The sequence below is a fragment of the Rhizobium sp. UFLA01-1127 genome, assembly GCF_059803845.1.
In genome coordinates this window covers 1-19,570 of record NZ_JAUQTZ010000119.1, presented here as the reverse complement: position 1 = coordinate 19,570, position 19,570 = coordinate 1, and the positions used below count along the sequence as shown (strand labels likewise).

The window sequence follows — 19,570 nt, the reverse complement described above, 5'->3', positions numbered from 1 at the left end:
GCTTCAATCGCGATGACACCTCCCCGCCCATCACCTCCACAACCACAACCGTCAGCCCAGAAAACGGTTCAATGCCTGTAAACAAATCAAGCCATCCTTGCAGCACTTTATCGCTCCAGCAAAGGGCCGTCGCACAGGGGGACTTGAGTGCTCATGGGTACACTTCCCCAACCGATTTATCCCGCTCCCAAATGCGCGGCATCGTTTGCGAACGAGTATAGACACTATACAAAACTGCCCGCTTGAAAACCAAACGGGCAGTGAGTTGCATGTAATATCCTACAAAAGAACCGATCAGCTTCTCGGCTTCAGGTTCTCCGCGTCGTAAAGCGGCTTGTAACCGACGCCGGCCACTTCCACCGGGTAGGTCTCGCCGAAATATTCCACCTTCAGCTTGCGGCCTTCCTGGGCGTAGGACCAGGGGAGGTAGGCCAAAGCGATGTTCTTGCCTATGGTCGGACCGTAGGCGATCGAGGTGGTGAAGGAGCGGCGGCCGAGTTCGTCGACGAGGGTTTCGCCGGTCTCGGGATCCATGACCGGCAGGATACCGACCGGATAGCGGGCTACGCCGTTCGCATCGATATTGTCAGTCATGACGAGTGTGCAGAGCATGGCCGGCTGATGCTCGCGGGCGCGATATTCCAGATGCTTGGCCTTGCCGCGGAAATCGGCCTCCTTGACCTTCGGGCGGGCAAGATCGGCTTCGAGCAGATTATATTCCGTCAAAAGATCGGCATTCTGCAGCCGCAGGCTCTTTTCCATGCGGCGGCTGTTGGCATAGGTCTCGACGCCGACGGCGATGGCGCCCGTCGAGCGCAGCGCATCCCAGACGGCGAGCGCATCGCCATAGGCCATGTGCAATTCCCAGCCCTGTTCGCCGACATAGGAGATGCGGAACGCGGTGACGTTCTTGCCGGCAATGCGGATCTGCTTGATTGCGGCGAAGGGGAAGTTTTCGTGCGTGAGGCTTTCCGGGTTCTCGACCACCTTCTGCAGGTTGGTGCGGGCGTTCGGTCCCCATATGCCGATCGTGACGTAGCGTTCGGTGACGTCGGTGATGGTGACGTCGAAACCCTTGTCCTCGGCAACGCGACGCATATAGTGGAAATCGCGCGGACCGGCATCGGCGCCGTCGATCAGGCGGCAGCGGTCGGCCATGCGGATCACCGTGAAGTCGGCGCGCACCATGCCCTCGTCGTCGAGGAAGTGGGTGTAGATGCCTTTGCCGATATTGGCGTCGCCACCGATCTTGGCCGCGCAGAGCCATTCCAGCAGCTCGACATGGTCGGGACCCTCGATATCGTACATGGCGAAGTGCGAGAGGTTGATGATGCCGCAATCTTCGCTGAGCGCCAGGTGCTCGGCATTGGAGACGCGCCAGAAATGGCGATTGTCCCATTCGCTTTCACGTACCGGGATGCGATCGCCGTATTTCGCGAGCAGGTGCTCGTTTGCGGCATAGCCATGTGCGCGCTCCCAGCCGCCGAGCTCCATGAAATAGCCGCCGAGCTCTTTTTCCCGCTCGTAGAAGGGCGAGCGGCGGATGTTACGGCCGGTCGCATAGGGTTCGCGCGGGTGGACAGCGGGATTGTAGATCTTCTGCGCAGCCTCGGTGCAGCGGCCTTCGATGAACTTCTCTTCCAGCATATGCGGGTAGAAGCGGGAGTAATCGATCCTGTTGTGGTCGATCGGCGTGCGGCCATCGGTCATCCAGTCGGCGACGAGCTTGCCGAAGCCGGGGCCGTCCTTCACCCAGATTGCGACGCAATACCAGAGGCCGCGGACCTTCTGGCTTTCACCGACGGAAGGGCCGCCATCGGTCGTGACCTGCAGCAGGCCGTTGAAGGAATGGCCTTCATTGTAGCCGAGTTCGCCGAGGATCGGCGTCAGCTCCATGGCGCGTTCGAGCGGCTCGATGATCTGCTCCATGTCGAGATCGCGCTGCGAAGGCGAGAGGCGAGCCTCATGCTTTTCGAGGAGATCGCGGGGATGGCAGAGGCGCGGGTTCTTCTCTTCGTAATAACCCCATTCGATCTGGCCGCCTTCAGCCGTCTTCGGATCGCCGGTGTCGCGCATATAGGCGGAGTTGCCCTGATCGCGCATCAGCGGGAAGCCGATTTCCTTGCCGGTATTGGCAAATTCATTATAGGGGCCGAAGAAGGTCAGCGGGTGGTCGACCGGCATGACCGGCAGGTCTTCGCCGACCATTTCGGCGATCAGGCGGCCCCAGAGGCCGGCGCAGACGATGACATATTCGGCTTCGATCGTGCCGCGATGGGTGACGACGCCGGTGATGCGGCCGTCCTTGACGATCAGCGACTGAGCCGGCGTATTGGCGAAGGACTGCAGCTTGCCGCTCTTTTCGGCCTGGTCGATCAACTTGCCGGCAACGGTCTGGGAACGGGGGATGACGAGGCCGGCATCCGGATCCCACATGCCGCCCTGAACCATGCTTTCCTCGATCAGCGGGAACTTTTCCTTGATCTCGGCAGGCTCGATCAGGCGGGCGCGCGTGCCGAAGGCCTTGCCGGAGGTGACCTTGCGCTTGATTTCCGCCATGCGGTCGTCATCGCCGACACGGGCGACTTCCAAGCCGCCGACGCGGGCATAGTGGCCGAGCTTGTCGTAGAAATCGATGGAATAGAGTGTCGTCCAGCAGGAAAGGAAGTCATGGCTGGTCGTGTAGCAGAAGTCGGAAGCATGGGCAGTCGAGCCGATATCCGTCGGGATGCCTGATTTGTCGATGCCGACAATATCGTCCCAGCCGCGCTCGATCAGATGGTGAGCGATCGATGCGCCGACGATACCGCCGAGCCCGATGATGACGACCTTCGCCTTTTGAGGAAATACTGCCATTGCGTGCGACCCTGATTGATATTGAGAACGGATTTTATGACGTGTGCGACGACGACCAGAGCCTGTCTACGACATATTGAAGATGCTTGCACGACGACCGTAAGGCCGTTTCTCATCGAGACACAGGGCCGACAGCCGCTCATGGCCATGTCGCAAAGGCGACGGCATCTCCTCGGTGCCTTATTGCGGGATCGACTGCATCATGATTTCGCGACGCAAGATCGGGCCTTCCTGGCCGAAATAGGTGGTCAGCAGCCTGGCGAAATCATCCGACTGGTAGGTCTCCGTCAGCGTTTGATCGACCAGCAGGCGAAAGGCTGAGTCATCCTGCCGAACCGCGATCCCGTAGGGTTCGTGCGTGAAGAGGCGGTTGCCGATGGCGAGCGCGGATGGATTGTGGGCATGCGACGCGAGATCGAAGAGCAGCGCGCGATCGGCGAAATAGGCGTCGATCTTGTGGTTTTCGAGCGCAATCAGGCCGTCCTGATGCGTGGCGAAATCGGCGATGCGCGTCTTCGGCACGTCGGAGCCCAGCGCTTCGCGCAGCGTCGCGCCGGTTGTCGTGTCGGCACGAACGCCGATCGTGCTCGTCGCGGGCGCCGCCTTGGCGGAAACCTGTGCCAACCGCTTGTCGAGAAACAAAGCCACCAGATAATCGGGCGAATCCTTGCGCAGCAGGGCGCTGGCGCCGGTGATGAAGATCGGCTGCGAGAAATCGACGCTTTGGCGCCGGCCGAGATTGATGGTCAGGGCGCCGCAGAGAAGATCGATCTGGCCGCCTTTTATCGCGTCGAAGCCATCGGCAAGCGTGGTTTCGACATAATCGCGCTTGAGGTTGGTGATTTTGTGCCCGACGGCATCGGCGATCTTGCCGCAAAGGTCGATGGCATACCCCGTCGGGTTGCCGTCTTTCTTCTTGAAGGAGAAGGGGGCTTCATCGCTGATATAGCCGATGCGGATCGTGCCTTTCTGGGCGATGAGATCCAGCGTCTGCGCGGCGGCGGCCATACAGGCGGATATGCCGAGGATAATGCCTGCCAGAACCAGTCGTCTCATGCAATGTGCCGGCATGATCCTGATCTCCAAAGAAAATTGGGCAATCGCAAAGGCTTAGGCGCAGATTATGGCCTGACCGGTTTTTGTCAACGATGGATTATCCCCCATTGTCTGCCATCGAGCGATGGTGGGCCTTTCTTGTCGCGAAGATCGGCTTTCAGCAAGACAGAGTGTGACGCGCGGCCCAGCTGGAGATGGCCGCTGCAATCGCTTCGGGCTGATCTTCCGGTGCGATGTGCCTTGCCGGCCCGCAGTTTTCGATCTCCAATCCGGCAATATTCTCGCGGCACCAGTCGATCATCGCTTCGCCGACCAGTAGCGTCTCCGCCGGACCGTCGAAAGTCAGCAGCAGTTTCGGGATATCTTCGCTGCGGGCAAGCCAGGCGTCATAGGTTTCGATGCGCGCGGCGACCTCGGCGGGCTCGCCTTCGATCGGCATGGCGCGCGGCCAGGCAAGCAGCGGCCTGCGGCTTTCGCGTGTGGCGTAGGGGGCGCGATAGACGGCATGATCCTCGGCGCTCAAACCATTCAGGATCGTGGCTTTCAATGCCTGCTCGATGAAGAAATTCTCGTCCAGAACCTTCGCTTCGCCCGTGCCCGGCGAGCGCAGCAGCTCGTAGCGGGCGCGCGCATTCGGCATGTCGTTCCAGGTCAAAGGCCTGATGATCGTTTCCATGACGGCAATGCCGCGCACGCGTTCCGGATGCCGGGCCGCCCAGTCGAAGGCGAGGGCGCCGCCCCAGTCGTGGCCGATCAATACGACATCATCGAGCGCGAGTTTATCGAACCAGGCGTCGAGATAGCGCGCGTGGTCGTCAAATGAATAGGCGATATCGGGCTTGCCGGACTGGCCCATGCCAATGAGATCGGGGGCCAGACGGCGGGCAGGTACGGCAATGGCCGGGATGATATGCCGCCAAAGGTAGGATGAGGTCGGATTGCCATGCAGGAAGACGAAGGGTGTTCCCGTTCCGGCATCCTCATAGAAGATCGTCGAGTCCAGTACATCGAGCGAGGGCATGTGGGTATCCTCTCGAGAAATAAGATGGTAAGGTACCTGTCTATTATCACGATAGTCAGGTGCCTGTCTATATCCATGGAAAATTGCGCTCCCACTCGTCTCTCCCTGGGCCTGCTGCTGCGGCTCGTGCATCAACACTGGACACAGGATGTCGAAGCCGCGCTTGAAGAGGCCGGCTATGGCGATATCCGTCCGCCGCACGCCAACGTGTTCACCTTCATGCGCCCGGAGGGAATTCAGGTGAGCGAACTCACCCGCCTTGCCCATGTCCGCAAGCAGACGATGACGCAAGCGGTGGAGGAGCTGGAGCGCCTCGGTTATGTCGAGCGCCGGCCGGACCCCAACGATCGGCGTGGTAGGCTGGTCTTTCTGACCGAGCGTGGAAAAGGCGTGCGGCCGATCGCGGCGGCAACAGGCCGCCTTGTGGACGAGCGCTGGTCCGACATTGCCGGGTCGCAGGAGATCGAAGGGCTCAAGCAGGCTTTACAGAGGGTGCTTGGCAAGCTTCGTGGCGATGGAAGCGCCGAAGTGCCGATAGACGAGGCGGCGACATAGGCGGCGGAATTTACCGGCACATGGCGAAGCAGCTGCGCGCCGCCCATCGTTATCACGAAGAGTTTCGTTACCCCGTCACGGTTTCTAGCCTATCTCTTTTGCACAACGGTCAACCGAAGGGAACGTCGATGCAGGAGAGGAGCTTCATCAGCGAGATAAGCGGTGTGAGGCGGAAAGCGGCTTTTGCTTTCTTCGGGAGTTTCGCAGTTCTTGCAGCGGCCTTCAGCCTTGCGCTGGCCTCGTCGGCCGCAGCGCAGACCATCATCGACGAGTGGCACAACGTGAAGCCGCCGGCGCCGCCCGCGCTGAAATCTGTCACGATCGATCCGAAGACGACGGCGCTGCTGATCCTCGATTTCAACGGCGCGCAGGACCCGAGCAAGGGGCCGTGCAACGTGAAGACCAAGCCGCGCTGCCTGGCATCCGTTCCCAAAGTGAAGACCCTGCTCGATCAGGCGCGGGCCAAAGAGATGCTTGTCGTTTTCAGCCTGGCGGGCGCCGGTCAGGCGCCGGATATCGCAACCGCGCTGGCACCTTTGGCGAGCGAGCCGATCGTCAAATCCGGGCCGGACAAGTTCATCGGGACCAATCTGCGCAGCATTCTCTCGGACAAGGGCATCAAGACCGTCATCGTCACCGGTACGGCCTCGGAGGGCGCGGTGCTCGATACGGCCACAGACGCGGCGCTCAACGGCATGAGCATAATTCTGCCCGTCGATGGCATGTCGTCCACCGAGCTCTACGGCGAGCAATATGTAGCCTGGCATATGGTCAATGCGCCCGGCGTCGCGCAGAAGACGACGCTCACCAGCATCGACAGGATCAAATTCTAACCCATCGCCGATTGGATAGAGCGCTATGCCGGAAAGTGTCAGGGATTTCGGGCGACACTCGCCTTCTGTGATATAGTATCGCCTGTAATGACGTCTATGCGATAATCCCTTGGAGGATGCGATTTCATGTCTTTTCGCCAGATGGTTCCCGGCCTGGTGCTGGCTCTTTCGCTGATGTCGGCACCGGCTGGAGCCGCACCGCCCGAGCAAGGCCATGGGGCAGCTGCCAATGGCGGTGGCGTGCTCTCGCTTCTGCCGCCCGATGCGGTAAGCGATCATGTGCTGAATGCCGACGGCAAGACCATGCCCTATACGGCGACGGCAGGAACGCTCGATCTCTTCGGTCAGGATGGTCAGCGCAGCGCCGCCATCTTCTATACGGCCTATGTCGCCAAGAACCGGGATGCCAACCGGCCTTTGACTTTCGTGTTCAACGGCGGGCCGGGTGCAGCATCAGCCTTCCTCAATCTTGGGCTTGTCGGTCCGCGCATCGTCGATTTCGGCGCGGGCGGGCGCGACGGCGCCAATGCCACGCTGGTTGACAACCCGCAAAGCTGGCTCGAATTCACCGATCTCGTCTTGATCGATCCGATTGGCACCGGCTGGAGCCGCACCGCGAAGACGGACGATCAGAATGATTTCTATAGCGTAAGCGGCGATGCCGAAAGCCTGGCCAAGGCGATCGCCCTTTATGTGGCCCACAACAGCCGGGCGGCATCGCCGAAATATATTCTCGGCGAGAGCTATGGCGGATTTCGCGCAGTCAAGGTTGCCAGCAGCCTGCGCGAGGATCAGGGCATCCTGATCTCCGGCATCGTCATGCTCTCGCCGCTGCTGGAGGGACGGTTCGTCTTCGGCGGCGGCGAGGATGCGCTCGGTGCCGCGCTGGAGCTTCCTTCCTTGGCTGCCGCCGAACTGGAACGGAAAAATGCATTCAGCGAGAAGGCGGTGCAGGATGCCCAGGCTTTCGCCTTCAACGAATATCTGCCTACTCTCGCCGGGCCGCCGCCTTCAGGCGATGCCGGTCGTGCCTTCTATGGCCGTGTGGCGTCGCTGACCGGCATTCCGGAGGATGTCGTTGCCAAAAATCAGGGTTTTCTCAGTGAGGTCTATCGCAAGCATTCCGACGGCGGCGGTGCCGACGTGGCGAGCGCCTATGATGCCTCCTTCCTTGCGCCGGATCCCTATCCGCAGTCGGAGGCCGAGCATGGCGGCGATCCGGTTCTGGATGGGTTCGTCCGCGCCTATGGCGGCGCCTTCTCGAGCTATGCCCGTGATGAGCTGGGCTTCCATACCGACATGACCTATACGCTGCTGTCAGCATCGGTGAACAGGGAGTGGAAATGGGGTGGGCACAATGGCGGCTCGCGCGGGACCGCTGGCGCCACCGACGATCTCAAGGAACTGCTGTCGCTCTCGCCATCCTTCCGGCTGATGGTAGGGCAGGGATACAGCGACCTCGTCATTCCCTTCGGCGTCAACAAATATGTGCTCGATCACATGCCGCGGGCCTTTGCCGATCGCATGGCAATGAAGCTCTATCGCGGCGGCCATATGTTCTACACACGGCCGGCGTCGCGCGAACAGTTCACGACGGATGCCAAGGCATTTTACGCTGGGCAGGTAATTAAGGCAGCGCCGGCGGCGCAATCGAACTGACGGAGCCGGCCTTGATGAAAGGAGGCAATGGCACTTCTCGATGAAGGTCGTCTCATATTGGGCTTGATGCTTTCAAGCTCCGGCGCGGCGATGATGCCGGGCATTTCGCGCCCTGCGGCGGAATGAAAGCAAAGAGCGTTTTTCGCGATTCGAAGAAAAGCGGAAATACTCTAATCGTGCTGTTGCAGCTGAAAGAGATGCTTGATGCGAGAGCTTAGCGAGCTCACGTGGGCGCCATGGACGAGCATATCGGCATTGGCGAACAGATGCTGCTCCGCCTCTATGCGTTTTGCCAGGATAGCGCCGAGTTCTTCGGCAAGCGTCGGCCGGTCGTGCAGCAGCGGCGCCAGACATTCCTCGCCGATCTCGTAGGTGACGACGAAGGTGAGGGCGCGGACGGTCCCGACTTCGCCCGATCCCATTAGCAGCCCGTTCTCACCGAAATAATCCCCCGGCGCAAGGCGCGTCAGCTCGATCTGACGATGCCCTTCGCGGCGGGTGATGCTGACCACGCCCGAGCGGACGATCGTGAGCGCCCGCATGCGGGCATCCTGTTCGGCGATGACGGCATCCTTGCGATAGGTCCGGCGCTGCATATGCGATGCCAGATGTTCCTTTTCATCTTCGGTCAGCGAAGAAAACAGCGGGATATTGCTGACAAGCCGCCATGGGGTTCCGGGGGCGTGTTGCTTATCATCGGGCGCATCCGTCTTTCGCTCCATCGGAAACATGATCGTGCCGGGGGGATCGGCAAATTTCAAACCTGCCGCCTTGGTGTGGCGAAATAGCAGATCATAGATCTCGTTCTTTGCGGCTTGTGTCAGCGACATATCGCGCACGCGAAAAGACAGCTGCAGTTCGATTGCCTGCCCATCGATGGAATTGATCGCGACGCTGGGTTCAGGGTTCTTCTGGATCGAATTGCAGCTGATCAACACGTTCTGCATCACATCCGCGATGATGCGCGGCAGAGCGGTCGGCTGAATCCGAACGGTGACGGTGGCGCCATGGCTCTCATCGGGCGAGGAAAGATTGGTCAGCCGCGTCTTGGCAAGAATGCTGTTTGGAATAACCACCAGATCGTTGGTGCCGCTCAGCAGTTGCGTGGCGCGCCAATTGGTTTCGACGACGCGGCCCTGAATGTCATTTTCGAGGACGATCCAGTCGCCAACGGAATAGGGGCGGCCAAGATTGAGTGCGATGCCGGAAAAGACATCGCTCAAGGTGCTCTGCAAGGCGAGACCGAGAATGATGGCGAAGACGCCCGATGTCGCGATCAGCGTGCCGATCGGAACACTGAAAACATCGCCGACGATGGAAAGAATGGCGCCGAGATAGATAATGCCGACGATCAGATCCTGCAGCAGCCGGCCCTCGCGCGGCTTGCGTTCGAAGATCAGGAACAGCCGCACGAAGGCAATCAGCATCCAGGCGCCGTTGACCCACCAGACGATCTTGGCAAAGCCCGTAAAGGTGCGCAGCGTCACCGAGTCCTGCGGCGGGCTTGGCTCATAGGGAACGATGCCGTGATAGAGCAAGAGCACGGTCAGGCAGACGAAGAAGATCATCTGCCCGATCAGGCGGCCTGCGCGCCGATGACGCAGCATGACGCGGCTGACGAACGTGCCGACGACGACCAGAAGGCAGAACTGGACGATCGGATCACCAAGAAGTGCAATGGACATAGGGGCTTGGCCGCACTCGGTCTTTCGGATGGCGGCTAAATTGGCACGAAAGTGGCCGCAGCGCCATATGCAGATAAAGTATGACTAATTGGCGCTGACGCCTTGATCTCAGGGCGTGTACCTTGATAATTAGATGACGATTATCATCTTATATCTGTCATCCCATCCTGCTATTTGCCTTAGAGAGCGCAGAGCTTCGCGCTCCGACATCATCAAGGAATACCCATGACACAGTCTTTCGAGATTCGCGGCGATCTGCTGATCGGCTCAGATTCCACAGGCGGAAACAGAACCGCGCGCGCCGTCAACCCGGCGACCAACGCAAATCTGGAGCCGGCTTTTGCGATTGCCGGCGAGGCCGATGTGGCCAGGGCCTGTGAATTGGCCGCTCAGGCGTTCGATACCTATCGGGCGACAGGCCCCGAGCAGCGCGCGGCATTCCTTGAAAAGATTGCCGACAACATCATGGAGATTGGCGAAGCGCTGATCGAACGCGCGATGGAAGAGACCGGCTTGCCGGCGGCACGCCTGCAGGGCGAACGCGCCCGCACCGTCAGCCAGCTGCGGCTGTTTGCCCAGGTGGTCCGCTCGGGCGAGTGGCTCGATCTGCGCGTCGATCCTGCCTTGCCGGAGCGCAAGCCGCTGCCGCGGTCCGACCTGCGCCTGCGCCAGATCCCGCTCGGCCCGGTCGCCGTTTTCGGCGCCAGCAATTTCCCGCTCGCCTTCTCGGTTGCCGGCGGTGATACGGCTTCGGCACTTGCCGCCGGCTGCCCGGTCGTCGTCAAGGGGCATCTCGCCCATCCGGGTACGGGCGAGCTTGTCGGCCGCGCCATCCGCGCCGCCGTGGTCGCTTGCGGCCTGCCGGAAGGTACTTTTTCGCTGCTGACCGGCGCGAACGAAACCGGTGCTGCGCTGGTGCGTGATCCCCGCATCAAGGCCGTCGGCTTCACCGGCTCGCGCGGCGGCGGCATGGCACTTGGCGCCATTGCCGCGGCCCGGCCTGAGCCTATCCCGGTCTATGCCGAGATGAGCAGCGTCAACCCCGTTTTCCTGTTCCCGGCAGCACTCGCAGCACGGGCCGAGGCGATCGGCACGGGCTTTATCGATTCCCTGACGCTCGGTGCCGGCCAGTTCTGCACCAATCCGGGCCTGCTTTTCGCAATCGAAAGCCCGGATCTCGACCGCTTCGTCCAGGCTGCCAGCAACGCCCTGACCGGCCGCGCGCCGGCGCCGATGCTGACACCAGGCATTCACGCGGCCTTCGACAAGGGCGTTGCGGCATTGGCGGAACATGAGGCGGTGAAGACCGTCGCTCACGGCGCGCCGGCCGAAGGCGTCAACCGGAGCCCTGGCATCTTCTTCGAGACAGAGGCGGAGGAATTCCTGGCCGACGAGCGTCTGGGCCACGAAGTCTTCGGCGCGGCAAGCCTTCTCGTACGCTGCAAGGATATCGACCAGATGATTGCCGTTGCGGAAAAGCTCGAGGGCCAGCTGACCGCGACGCTGCAGATCGAAGCAGATGACTATGCGACGGCCGCCAAGCTGGTGTCGGTGCTGGAACGAAAGGCCGGGCGCATCCTCGCCAATGGCTGGCCGACCGGCGTCGAGGTCAGCCACGCCATGGTGCATGGCGGACCTTTCCCAGCGACCTCGGACAGCCGCACCACCTCGGTCGGCACGCTTGCCATCCGCCGCTTCCTGCGTCCGGTTTCCTATCAGGATCTCCCGGAAGGTCTGCTGCCGGCGGAGCTGCGGGATGAGGGCGTCAAGGGGCTGCCGCATCTGCTGGATGGCGTGCGCAAGGGTAACTGATCACTGAGGAGCCCCTCATCCGGCCTGTCGGCCACCTTCTCCCCGTTTTGACGGGGAGAAGGGGATAGACGCACCCGCAGCCTTCCTTCCACCCGCCTTCTCATGCGAGAGAACAGAGGTCATTCCCTCGCCCCGCGTGCGGGGAGAGGGCTAGGGTGAGGGGCAATTCCACGACTTAAAGTCAATTGGAAACCTCAAACCTCCGCGTAAACAATCCCCGTAAAGGAGCCGGCATGGTGCAGCAGTTCGCGCTCGCCTGAACCGTCGAGGCTTGCGGAATAGAGATTGCCGCCGATGTCGGTGAAGAACATGCGGTTGTTCGGAAGATCGAGCGAGAGGCCGATACCTTCGTCCAGACCTTCGAGGACGACTTCGGACGTCGTCGCGATATCGTCCATCTCCGCGCGGTTGACGGTATTGCCATGCGGAAGATTGCCGCGATCGGTCCAATAAATCGTACGGGTGGCAAGATCCAGCTCGAGATCGATCGGTTCCGGCAGCTTGTCGAGCAGAGTTTCGATGTCGCTGCGGCTTGTTGCGGTTTCTCCTTCCGGGATATTGATGCTGGCGCGGAAGATGCGGCCGAGGCCGGCATCCGGCGGTCCCTTCTGGGTCCAATAGATCTGGCCGAGCGGCAGGTCGAGCGCGATGCCGACGCACCAGCGCTCGATATCGGCGCTGTCTTCGGGGCTATCGCCGTTCTGGACGAGGGTTTCGATGTCGCTGCCGTCGATATTGGCGCGCATGACGCGCATACCTTCGCGGTCGCACCAGTAGAGCTTGCCGTTGTCGCGATCGAGCTGGATCTGCTTCGGCGTGACCAGCGTGCTGCCCGGCGGAACCAGCGTGATGTGGTTGCCGCCGTCGAGGTCCATCCGCTCGATGGAGCCGTCATGGGCGTTGTAGTCGTTGCCCATCTCCGTCCAGTAGATCCAGCCGTTCTCGCTGTCGACGAGAATGCCGTCGGGGCTGCGGCCTTGCCGCTGGACGATGAGCTTGAGATCGGTGCCGTCGATGGCGGAGGAGAGGATTCGTCCGTCGTTGATATCGAGGAAAAACAGTCTTTCAATCTTGTCGGTAGTGGTGGCAGGCGTCCGTGCTTCTGCTTCTGACATGAGAGCATCCTTTCGAGGAGGGAGCGGATCTGCGGATCACAGCACGGCAATCATGGCATCGGTTGATGACAGCATCATTCGCCACTGAGATCATACTGAACATCTGTTGCGCTGCAGCAAAGATCAAGGGTGGCGATGTCGCGGGAGCGGCGAGCGGCGTCAAATAACTGTCATCGATCTGATATAAATCCCCGTAATTCTTAGGGGCTCTATCAATATGGACTGAAAATCCGAAGCCGGAGGTGCTTGATATCATGTCGACGCTCCAGCAGATTGCCTTTCGTGCGGGTTGTTCGGTTGCGACCGCCAGCCGGGTCATGAATCGCACCGGTCCGGTCAGCGACGAGATGGTGCGGCGCGTGCGCCGGGCGGCGGCGGAACTTGGCTACCGGGCGGGTGGGCGCACCGGCAACGGCCGGCCGGCAATCGGCGTTCTCATTCCGAGCATCACCAATCCGGTTTTCGCAGCTTCCCTTTCCAGCATTCAGAACCGAGCCCTTCATGCCGGGCATAGCGTGCTGATCGCGCAGTCGAACTACGATCCGGCGCAGGAGGCCGATGCCGTCGCCTCTCTCCTGCAGCAGCAGCCGACCGGTCTTATCCTGACGCTCTGCGATCCCGAACGAAGCCTGGTTCTGCCATCCGCCCTGCCGCCGACCGTATTGCTCGGCAACCTGCCGACCAGCCGCTTCACCGCCGCAGTCGCGACCGACAATTTCGGCGCGGGCCGGGATCTGACCGATCATCTGCTGTGCAGGGGGCACCGCCGCATCCTGTTCATATCGGGCCATTTTTCGGCATCGGATCGGGCGAAGCTGCGCTATCTCGGTTATATCAGGGCCATGGAAGCGGCGGGGCAACAGCCTCTCGATGCACTCGAAATTTCCTTCGTGAACAGCCTCGAACAGCTCGATCTTTCAGATGCGGTTTCGCGGTTCGGCCCGACCGCGATCATCGCTTCCAACGATCTTCTGGCGCTCGGTGTCATGGGCGCACTTCGGCGCCAGGGCCTTTCGATCCCGCGCGATATTTCGGTCGCGGGTTTTGATGGGATTTCTCTCGGCTTTCTGGGGGAGGTTCCCCTGACGACCGTGGAAATTCCGGATGGGACGATGGGAGCGGCAGCGGCCTCGCTGCTGCTCGACATGGCGGAAAATGCCGCGCCGCCGCGTCATCTGACCGTGCCTTATCGGATGCGTGCGGGTGGCACGGTGCGCAATCTCACCCGGCAATCCTGACGCCAGTCTGCGAATGGAAACGCCGCCTCTTGATGAGAGGCGGCGCAATATTTCACGAGTGAACCGTCGATCAGCTGCGCGGCAGCATGCCTCCGACGTCGGAAGCGGCGTCGTCAAGCGCTTCCTTCGGTGCGGCCGAGCCATCAACGATGCGCGAGAGGTTGTCGACGATGGTCTGCGTGACCTTGACGCCGTTAGCGCCCGGGAAGGCGTACCAGGGGATCATGACCGGCATCTGGCTCAAGCCGGCCTGGAAGAGCGGGTTCTTCTTGTAGAAGTCGCCGAGATACTGGGCCGACTTGGCTGCCAGTTCGTTGTTCGGAACATAGCCGGTGCCGGGAACGACGACGGAGGCGCCATAGGGGCCGGCGGCGAACTTGGCAAACTTCCAGGCGGCTTCTTCCTTGACCGGATCATGGGTCAGGATGACGACGGCGTTGCCGCCCGTGGGAAGACGGCCGTTGACCGGGTCGATCAGCGGGATCTTGGCGGTGCGCAGGTCGAACTTGGTGCCGACATTCTTGATGGTGTTGACGAGCGCGCCGGTCGTCTGGAATTCGAAGCCGACCTTGCCGGCAGCGAAGGCCTGTTCGCCTGCAGCCTTGGTGAAGACCGGCATGCCGCCTTCCTTGACGAAGCGCTGGATCATCTCGACGGCCTTCTGGCCCTCGGGACCGTTGAAGGCGACCTTGCTTTCATCGTCGCTCAGCATCTTGCCGCCGGCGCCGAAGAGGAGGGCGGAGAACATCCAGTCGTCGCCCTGCCAGCGGAAGTCCATGCCGTCGACGCCGTTGCCGAGCGCCTTGATCTTGCCGGCGAGCGCGATGACCTCGTCCCAGGTCTTCGGCGGGTTGTCCGGATTACCGCCGGCGGCCTTCACCAGATCGGCATTGTAGTACATGATCGGGTTCGAGGTCGCAAAAGCGAGGCCGACCTGCTTGCCCTTGACCTGGGCGAGCTTCAGGATCGTATCCGAGAAGCCCTGGTCGGCCATGTTGCCCTCTTTCTTGACGAGGGGGCCGAGATCGACGGCGACGTTGCGCTCGTCCATCATGCGCAGGCGGTTGAGGCCGATGAAGGTGACATCGGGCATTTCGCTGGTGCCGGCCTGGCGCAGGATGGTCTGAATGCCTTCCTCATAGGTGGCCGAAGGAGCGGCGAACTGGATCTTGATGTCGGGGTTTTCTTCCATGAACTTCTTCGAGATCGTGTCCATCACGTTCTTGAAGAAGCCGGGCATGGGATAGTGAACCGTCAGGGTGGTTTCGGCGTAAGCCGGGACCGTAACGACCATGGAAATGGCCGCGGCGGCGAGAATCTGGGTGATATGCTTCATCGCTCGTTCTCCGTTTTCGAATTTCGAACCAGTCAGCCTTTGAGACCGGTCATGGTGATGCCCTCGACGAAACGCTTCTGTGCGAGAAGGAATGCTGCGACGAGGGGAATGGTGATGATCAGGGTTGCCGCCATGAGCGCGCCGTAGTCGTCGCCGGCTTCGGCGGCGCGGAAATACATGAGGCCCAGCGGCGGCGTGAAATATTCCTGCTTGGTAATGACGATCAGCGGCCAGTAGAGGTCGTTCCAGTGCGCGACGACCGAGAAGATCGCGAAGGCGGTGACTGCAGGCCAGGCATTCGGCACGATGACGCGGGCGACGATGCCGAGTTCCGACATGCCGTCGAGACGCGCGGCATGGATCAGATCGTCGGGCATGGAACGGAAGAACTGCAGGAACATGAAGATCGCGAAAACCGAGATCGAGAAGGGTGCGACGAGAGCCGTATAGCTGTTCAGGAGCGACAGGCTGTTGAAGCCGACATAGAGCGGCAGCGCCGTCGCATGGATCGGGATCAGCAGGCCGAGCATGACCAGCACCATCATCATGCGCGCCGCGGGAAATTTCAGCTTGGCCATGGCATAGGCGCAGGGGATGGCGATCAGCACCTGGAAGAAGAAGATCAGGCCGCAGACCAGGACGCCGTTGAAGAGCAGCGTGCCCATGTCAACCTTGCTGAGCGCCTTGGCGATGTTCTCGAGGTAGAAGAAATGCGTCGGGATCAGCTTCAAGGCCGAGGTGAAGATATCGTCCTGAGCCTTGCCGGCGGTCGAGATCATGAAGAGGTAGGGCGCGAGGAAGATGAGCGAGCCCAGGATCAGCAAAGCGAGGCGCAGGATGCGGCCGGGAGTGAAGCCTATCGAGGTCATGTGTAATGCACCTGCCGGTCTTGAACGCGATATTGCAGGAAGGTCAGCACCACGAGGATGGCGAGGAAGACCGTGGTCATTGCCGAGGCGTAGCCGACCCGCAGATAGACGAAGCCTTCCTGGTAGATGCTGAAGAGTAGGACTTCCGAAGCATGGTTCGGGCCGCCATCGGTCAGGGCCTTTACGGTGTCGAACACTTTCACCGCATTGATGATGCTGATGGTGGTCACGAAGAGCGTCGTCGGCCCGAGCATCGGCCAGGTGACGAGCCAGAAACGGTCGAATGACGACTTTGCACCATCCACTTCAGCAGCGGCATAGAGTTCTCGCGGAATGGCGGTCAGGCCGGCCAGGAACAGCACCATGTTGAAGCCGACGGATTGCCAGACGCCGATGATCGACAGGCTGTAGAGCGCCGTCGCCGACGAGCCGAGCCAGTTCGGGCCGCGCACGCCGATCTCGCCGAGGAGGGCGTTGATCGGGCCGATCGTCGGATGGAAGAGATATTGCCAGACGGTCGCCATCGCGACGATCAGCGAGGCGACAGGCAGGAAATAGGCCGTGCGGAAGAAGCTGCGGCCGATGCCTTCGCTCTCGATCAGCAGCGCGACGCCGAGGCCGAGCACGATCGAGACGGGCGCGACGATGGCGGTATAGGTTGCCGTGTTCCAGAGCGATTTCATGAAGGCGCGGTCGCGCAGCAGATGTGCGTAGTTTTCGAAGGCGACGAAGCGCAGGCTCTTGTCACCGAGCTGGAAATCCGTGAAGCCGAGCACGACGACGGCGATGATCGGCACCAGGATGAAAAGCACGATCAGGACGATGGCGGGCAGGGCGAAAAGCAGAGCCGTGCGGGCTTCGCTGCGTTCGTGGGCCGCCGCCGATTGGATCGGCAAGGATGTGGCGGCAATGCTAGCCATGCGCCTTCTCCCGCGTCGCATCGACGGTCATCGGGCTCGCGCGCAGGCGGCGGCCGTCTTCGGCGAAGACCATCGCCTGTTCGGCCGCGAGCGTCAGTGCAACGGGCATGCCCGCGGACAAGCCTGCGACTTCTGCCGGAGCGAGCTTGACGACCATGGTCTCGCCGATGGCGTCGAGCTTGGCGTAGAGGATGACTTCGGAGCCCAGGAATTCCATGCGCTCGATATGGGCTGCGAGCGCATCCTGCCGGTTCTGCGCGAGGGTCACGAATTCCGGACGGATGCCGAGCGTGACGTTGCTGCCGGTGGAGCTGCCGTCTTCCAGCGCGAGCCGGATGCCGCCGAAGGCGACGATGCCGTTTTCGGCTAGTGCCGGCAAAAGGTTGATGCGCGGCTGGCCGACGAAGCGGGCCACTTCGACATGGGCCGGATCGTCATAGATCGTCTGGGGCGAAGCGAGCTGCAGCAATTGGCCGCCGATCATGACGGCGACGCGATCCGCCATCGACAGCGCTTCGGCCTGATCGTGCGTGACGTAGACCGTGGGCACCCCGGCGCGGCGGTGCAGGTCGACGATCTCGCCGCGGGCGTGGACGCGCAGGTTGGCATCAAGATTGGAAAGCGGCTCGTCCATCAGGAAGACGGCGGGACGCCGTACCATGGCGCGGGCGAGCGCCACGCGCTGCCGCTGGCCGCCGGACATCTGGCCGGGCTTGCGGTCGAGCAAATGGTCGATCTTCAGCGAAACAGCCATTTCGCGGACATCGCGGATGATGCCCGTGCGGGCGGCGCGCTGGCCGGGGATCAGGGAGCCGATAAAGGGCAAGCGCTGCGCGCGCGACAGGCGGCGCATGGCGAGCGGCACGGCAATGTTTTCCGAGGCCGTCAGATGCGGATAGAGCGCATAGGACTGGAAGACCATGGCGATGTTACGATCGGCCGCGGCAACGCCTGATACGTCGCTGCCGCCGAGGACGATCTCGCCGCGGTCGGCATGGTCGAGTCCTGCGAGGATACGCAGCAGCGTGCTCTTGCCGCAGCCGGACGGGCCGACAAGCGCAATGAACTCACCGGGCTGCACCTCGAGATCGACGCCCTTGAGGATGGCGTTGCCGCCGAAGGATTTGGCAATGCCGCGAAGCGAGAGCGCGCTCATTCGGTCGGTTCCTTTGTCTTGGGGGCGGCTTGCGGATAGACTTCCATGACGACGTCATCGAGGAAGTAGGCGGTCATGCCCGGCACGGCGACGAGTTCGGTCGAGACCGTCTCGCCAAGCTCGTGGATCGCCGCGCCGATCAGGCGTTCGCCCGGCATTTCGCGTTCCATCTTGTCGAGGATGAAGGCGCCGGGCGGCGCCCAAACCAGGTTCGTATCGTTGAAGCGGCCTTCCCAGGTCCAGTGCAGGTGGCCGCTGCCGAAGAGGGCGACGTCGTGGGCCGCTATCAGGTCGTAGAGGCGGCGGCGCTGCGAGGGACGCACACTCCAATAGCCGGTATCGCCTTCGTCCGGCGCATCGACGAAGAGCGGCTTGTGGGCAAAGAGGGCAACACGGCGGTCGCCGCGGCTTTCGAGCATGTCCTGAAGCCAGTCGAACTGCTTCTGCTCTTCGGCATCCTCGAAGCCCATCAGCAGGCTGTTGAGGCCGATCAGCCGCCAGTTGCCGACGTCCTTTGCCCAGTAGTCCGGGCCGACGAGGCGGCGCCAGCGCTCCAGCCGCTCGGGGTTGACCGGCTGATAGGATCCGGGCAGGTGACCGACATCGTGGTTGCCGGGCACGATGAGCATCGGCACCGAAACCTGCCGCATCAGATCCATGGAAAATAGGAGATCTTCGTCCTTGTCGGCGCCATCGACGCTGAGATCGCCGGTATGAACGACGAGATCGGCGCCGCTTGCCTCGATCCATTTCGCGAGCGGCTCCCAGTTGCCGTTGAAATGCGGCTTGTTGGGGCTCAAATGGGTGTCGGTGATCTGGATGATCTTCACGGCGCTTCTCCGAAGTCTTCAGAATGGTGCGCCTGCGGAAGGGATTGCCTTCAAATGGGCGCGTCTATGCGCTCTCTTTAGAAGGCGCCCATGTCAGTCAGGTAACAGGTCTTTTCAGCTGTTTTTCAGTTTTGTCACATCGCCGTCAAACGAGGCTGCGTCCGTGTCATGCCGAATGGAAGCACTATACGAGGTGGCTGCGCTGCTATAGATCGTTACGAAAGGGGTCAGACATGTCAGACGAACGAAGCCGCATCACCAAACTCGAGGAAACGGTCGCCCATCAGGCGAAGACGATCGAGGAGCTTTCCGACCAGATTGCCGAGCAATGGAAGGTGGTCGAGCAGACCAGGCAAAAGCTCGGCCGGCTGACCGAGCGGTTTCTGACGCTGGAGGAGCAGTCGCTCGACGCGCCTGCCATCACCAAGCCGCCCCATTACTGAACAAAGCCGTCATTTCGTTCACGTTTCGGTGTTACACGCGGCCGTGCGTAACATTGAGCCTTGCCTTTCCGTATCTCCTTCTGACCGAAGCGTTTAGAATGACGGTCGAGAGGAGGTGGCATGAAAGGGGCCCCCTCCACCGATAGAACGGATCACTGAAATGCAGGTGATGATCGAGGGACAGTC

General features: G+C 61.4%; 16 protein-coding genes. 6 read left to right on the top strand and 10 right to left on the bottom strand.

Features of this window, described 5'->3' with window-relative positions; all coding sequences use genetic code 11:
- Positions 1–294: 294 nt before the first annotated feature.
- From Q4Q11_RS24185 to Q4Q11_RS24175, 3 genes are all read right to left on the bottom strand, one after another.
- Entirely contained in the window at positions 295–2,856 is a 2,562-nt protein-coding gene (locus tag Q4Q11_RS24185; protein ID WP_498571068.1) for a GcvT family protein, read from the bottom strand.
- Positions 2,857–3,036: 180 nt separating this feature from the next.
- The gene (locus Q4Q11_RS24180; protein WP_498571067.1) at positions 3,037–3,927 is read right to left on the bottom strand and encodes an amino acid ABC transporter substrate-binding protein; all 891 of its coding nucleotides are present in this window, start codon (positions 3,925–3,927) and stop codon (positions 3,037–3,039) included.
- A gap of 142 nt (positions 3,928–4,069) precedes the next feature.
- Positions 4,070–5,065, bottom strand: coding sequence for a haloalkane dehalogenase (locus tag Q4Q11_RS24175; RefSeq protein WP_498571066.1), 996 nt, complete (start codon positions 5,063–5,065; stop codon positions 4,070–4,072).
- Between Q4Q11_RS24175 and Q4Q11_RS24170 the strand changes: the two genes are divergently transcribed.
- The 3 genes from Q4Q11_RS24170 (at position 5,009) to Q4Q11_RS24160 (ending at position 7,980) form a co-directional block, all read left to right on the top strand.
- Positions 5,009–5,488 (top strand): MarR family winged helix-turn-helix transcriptional regulator, encoded by a 480-nt coding sequence (locus Q4Q11_RS24170; RefSeq protein WP_498571065.1) that lies wholly within the window; start codon positions 5,009–5,011, stop codon positions 5,486–5,488. The two genes, Q4Q11_RS24175 and Q4Q11_RS24170, sit on opposite strands and share 57 nt — an antisense overlap.
- 20 nt (positions 5,489–5,508) lie before the next feature.
- Entirely contained in the window at positions 5,509–6,321 is an 813-nt protein-coding gene (locus tag Q4Q11_RS24165; RefSeq protein WP_498571064.1) for a cysteine hydrolase family protein, read from the top strand.
- A gap of 126 nt (positions 6,322–6,447) precedes the next feature.
- Positions 6,448–7,980: a S10 family peptidase gene (locus tag Q4Q11_RS24160; RefSeq protein WP_498571063.1), complete on the top strand. Its 1,533-nt coding sequence runs from the start codon at positions 6,448–6,450 to the stop codon at positions 7,978–7,980.
- A gap of 170 nt (positions 7,981–8,150) precedes the next feature.
- Here the strand turns inward: Q4Q11_RS24160 and Q4Q11_RS24155 are convergent, their stop codons facing one another.
- Positions 8,151–9,665: a mechanosensitive ion channel family protein gene (locus tag Q4Q11_RS24155; RefSeq protein ID WP_498571062.1), complete on the bottom strand. Its 1,515-nt coding sequence runs from the start codon at positions 9,663–9,665 to the stop codon at positions 8,151–8,153.
- A gap of 225 nt (positions 9,666–9,890) precedes the next feature.
- On the opposite strand from Q4Q11_RS24155, the gene Q4Q11_RS24150 reads away from it, so the two are divergent.
- Entirely contained in the window at positions 9,891–11,477 is a 1,587-nt protein-coding gene (locus Q4Q11_RS24150; RefSeq protein WP_498571061.1) for an aldehyde dehydrogenase (NADP(+)), read from the top strand.
- 194 nt (positions 11,478–11,671) lie between these two features.
- Here the strand turns inward: Q4Q11_RS24150 and Q4Q11_RS24145 are convergent, their stop codons facing one another.
- Entirely contained in the window at positions 11,672–12,592 is a 921-nt protein-coding gene (locus tag Q4Q11_RS24145) for a 3-hydroxyacyl-CoA dehydrogenase (RefSeq protein ID WP_498571060.1), read from the bottom strand.
- Positions 12,593–12,846: 254 nt separating this feature from the next.
- Between Q4Q11_RS24145 and Q4Q11_RS24140 the strand changes: the two genes are divergently transcribed.
- Entirely contained in the window at positions 12,847–13,830 is a 984-nt protein-coding gene (locus Q4Q11_RS24140; RefSeq protein WP_112503753.1) for a substrate-binding domain-containing protein, read from the top strand.
- A gap of 70 nt (positions 13,831–13,900) precedes the next feature.
- Here the strand turns inward: Q4Q11_RS24140 and Q4Q11_RS24135 are convergent, their stop codons facing one another.
- From Q4Q11_RS24135 to Q4Q11_RS24115, 5 genes are read right to left on the bottom strand one after another with little or no spacing between them, the layout of a single operon-like run.
- Positions 13,901–15,166, bottom strand: a complete 1,266-nt coding sequence (locus tag Q4Q11_RS24135) for an ABC transporter substrate-binding protein (protein ID WP_112502585.1) — start codon at positions 15,164–15,166, stop codon at positions 13,901–13,903.
- Between the two features lie 32 nt (positions 15,167–15,198).
- Positions 15,199–16,035: a carbohydrate ABC transporter permease gene (locus tag Q4Q11_RS24130; protein WP_498571059.1), complete on the bottom strand. Its 837-nt coding sequence runs from the start codon at positions 16,033–16,035 to the stop codon at positions 15,199–15,201.
- The gene (locus Q4Q11_RS24125) at positions 16,032–16,955 is read right to left on the bottom strand and encodes a carbohydrate ABC transporter permease (RefSeq protein WP_498571058.1); all 924 of its coding nucleotides are present in this window, start codon (positions 16,953–16,955) and stop codon (positions 16,032–16,034) included. The genes Q4Q11_RS24130 and Q4Q11_RS24125 overlap by 4 nt, the downstream gene beginning before the upstream one ends.
- Positions 16,948–18,111 carry an ABC transporter ATP-binding protein gene (locus Q4Q11_RS24120; protein ID WP_498571057.1) on the bottom strand — a complete coding sequence of 388 codons (1,164 nt, stop codon included), beginning with the start codon at positions 18,109–18,111 and terminating at the stop codon, positions 16,948–16,950. The genes Q4Q11_RS24125 and Q4Q11_RS24120 overlap by 8 nt, the downstream gene beginning before the upstream one ends.
- Positions 18,108–18,941, bottom strand: coding sequence for a metallophosphoesterase family protein (locus tag Q4Q11_RS24115; RefSeq protein ID WP_498571056.1), 834 nt, complete (start codon positions 18,939–18,941; stop codon positions 18,108–18,110). Before Q4Q11_RS24115 ends, Q4Q11_RS24120 begins: the two co-directional genes overlap by 4 nt.
- Positions 18,942–19,174: 233 nt before the next feature.
- Between Q4Q11_RS24115 and Q4Q11_RS24110 the strand changes: the two genes are divergently transcribed.
- Positions 19,175–19,384: a SlyX family protein gene (locus tag Q4Q11_RS24110; protein WP_112502596.1), complete on the top strand. Its 210-nt coding sequence runs from the start codon at positions 19,175–19,177 to the stop codon at positions 19,382–19,384.
- Positions 19,385–19,570 lie beyond the last annotated feature (186 nt).

Excerpts from the sequence above, each read along its gene's own strand:
- Q4Q11_RS24140 (WP_112503753.1), top strand. The coding sequence starts at position 12,847 with ATGTCGACGCTCCAGCAGATTGCCTTTCGTGCGGGTTGTTCGGTTGCG.
- Q4Q11_RS24180 (WP_498571067.1), bottom strand. The coding sequence starts at position 3,927 with ATGCCGGCACATTGCATGAGACGACTGGTTCTGGCAGGCATTATCCTC.
- Q4Q11_RS24145 (WP_498571060.1), bottom strand. The coding sequence starts at position 12,592 with ATGTCAGAAGCAGAAGCACGGACGCCTGCCACCACTACCGACAAGATT.
- Q4Q11_RS24110 (WP_112502596.1), top strand. The coding sequence starts at position 19,175 with ATGTCAGACGAACGAAGCCGCATCACCAAACTCGAGGAAACGGTCGCC.
- Q4Q11_RS24170 (WP_498571065.1), top strand. The coding sequence starts at position 5,009 with ATGGAAAATTGCGCTCCCACTCGTCTCTCCCTGGGCCTGCTGCTGCGG.
- Q4Q11_RS24155 (WP_498571062.1), bottom strand. The coding sequence starts at position 9,665 with ATGTCCATTGCACTTCTTGGTGATCCGATCGTCCAGTTCTGCCTTCTG.
- Q4Q11_RS24160 (WP_498571063.1), top strand. The coding sequence starts at position 6,448 with ATGTCTTTTCGCCAGATGGTTCCCGGCCTGGTGCTGGCTCTTTCGCTG.
- Q4Q11_RS24125 (WP_498571058.1), bottom strand. The coding sequence starts at position 16,955 with ATGGCTAGCATTGCCGCCACATCCTTGCCGATCCAATCGGCGGCGGCC.
- Q4Q11_RS24150 (WP_498571061.1), top strand. The coding sequence starts at position 9,891 with ATGACACAGTCTTTCGAGATTCGCGGCGATCTGCTGATCGGCTCAGAT.
- Q4Q11_RS24135 (WP_112502585.1), bottom strand. The coding sequence starts at position 15,166 with ATGAAGCATATCACCCAGATTCTCGCCGCCGCGGCCATTTCCATGGTC.
- Q4Q11_RS24130 (WP_498571059.1), bottom strand. The coding sequence starts at position 16,035 with ATGACCTCGATAGGCTTCACTCCCGGCCGCATCCTGCGCCTCGCTTTG.
- Q4Q11_RS24185 (WP_498571068.1), bottom strand. The coding sequence starts at position 2,856 with ATGGCAGTATTTCCTCAAAAGGCGAAGGTCGTCATCATCGGGCTCGGC.
- Q4Q11_RS24175 (WP_498571066.1), bottom strand. The coding sequence starts at position 5,065 with ATGCACGAGCCGCAGCAGCAGGCCCAGGGAGAGACGAGTGGGAGCGCA.
- Q4Q11_RS24120 (WP_498571057.1), bottom strand. The coding sequence starts at position 18,111 with ATGAGCGCGCTCTCGCTTCGCGGCATTGCCAAATCCTTCGGCGGCAAC.
- Q4Q11_RS24165 (WP_498571064.1), top strand. The coding sequence starts at position 5,509 with ATGGCGAAGCAGCTGCGCGCCGCCCATCGTTATCACGAAGAGTTTCGT.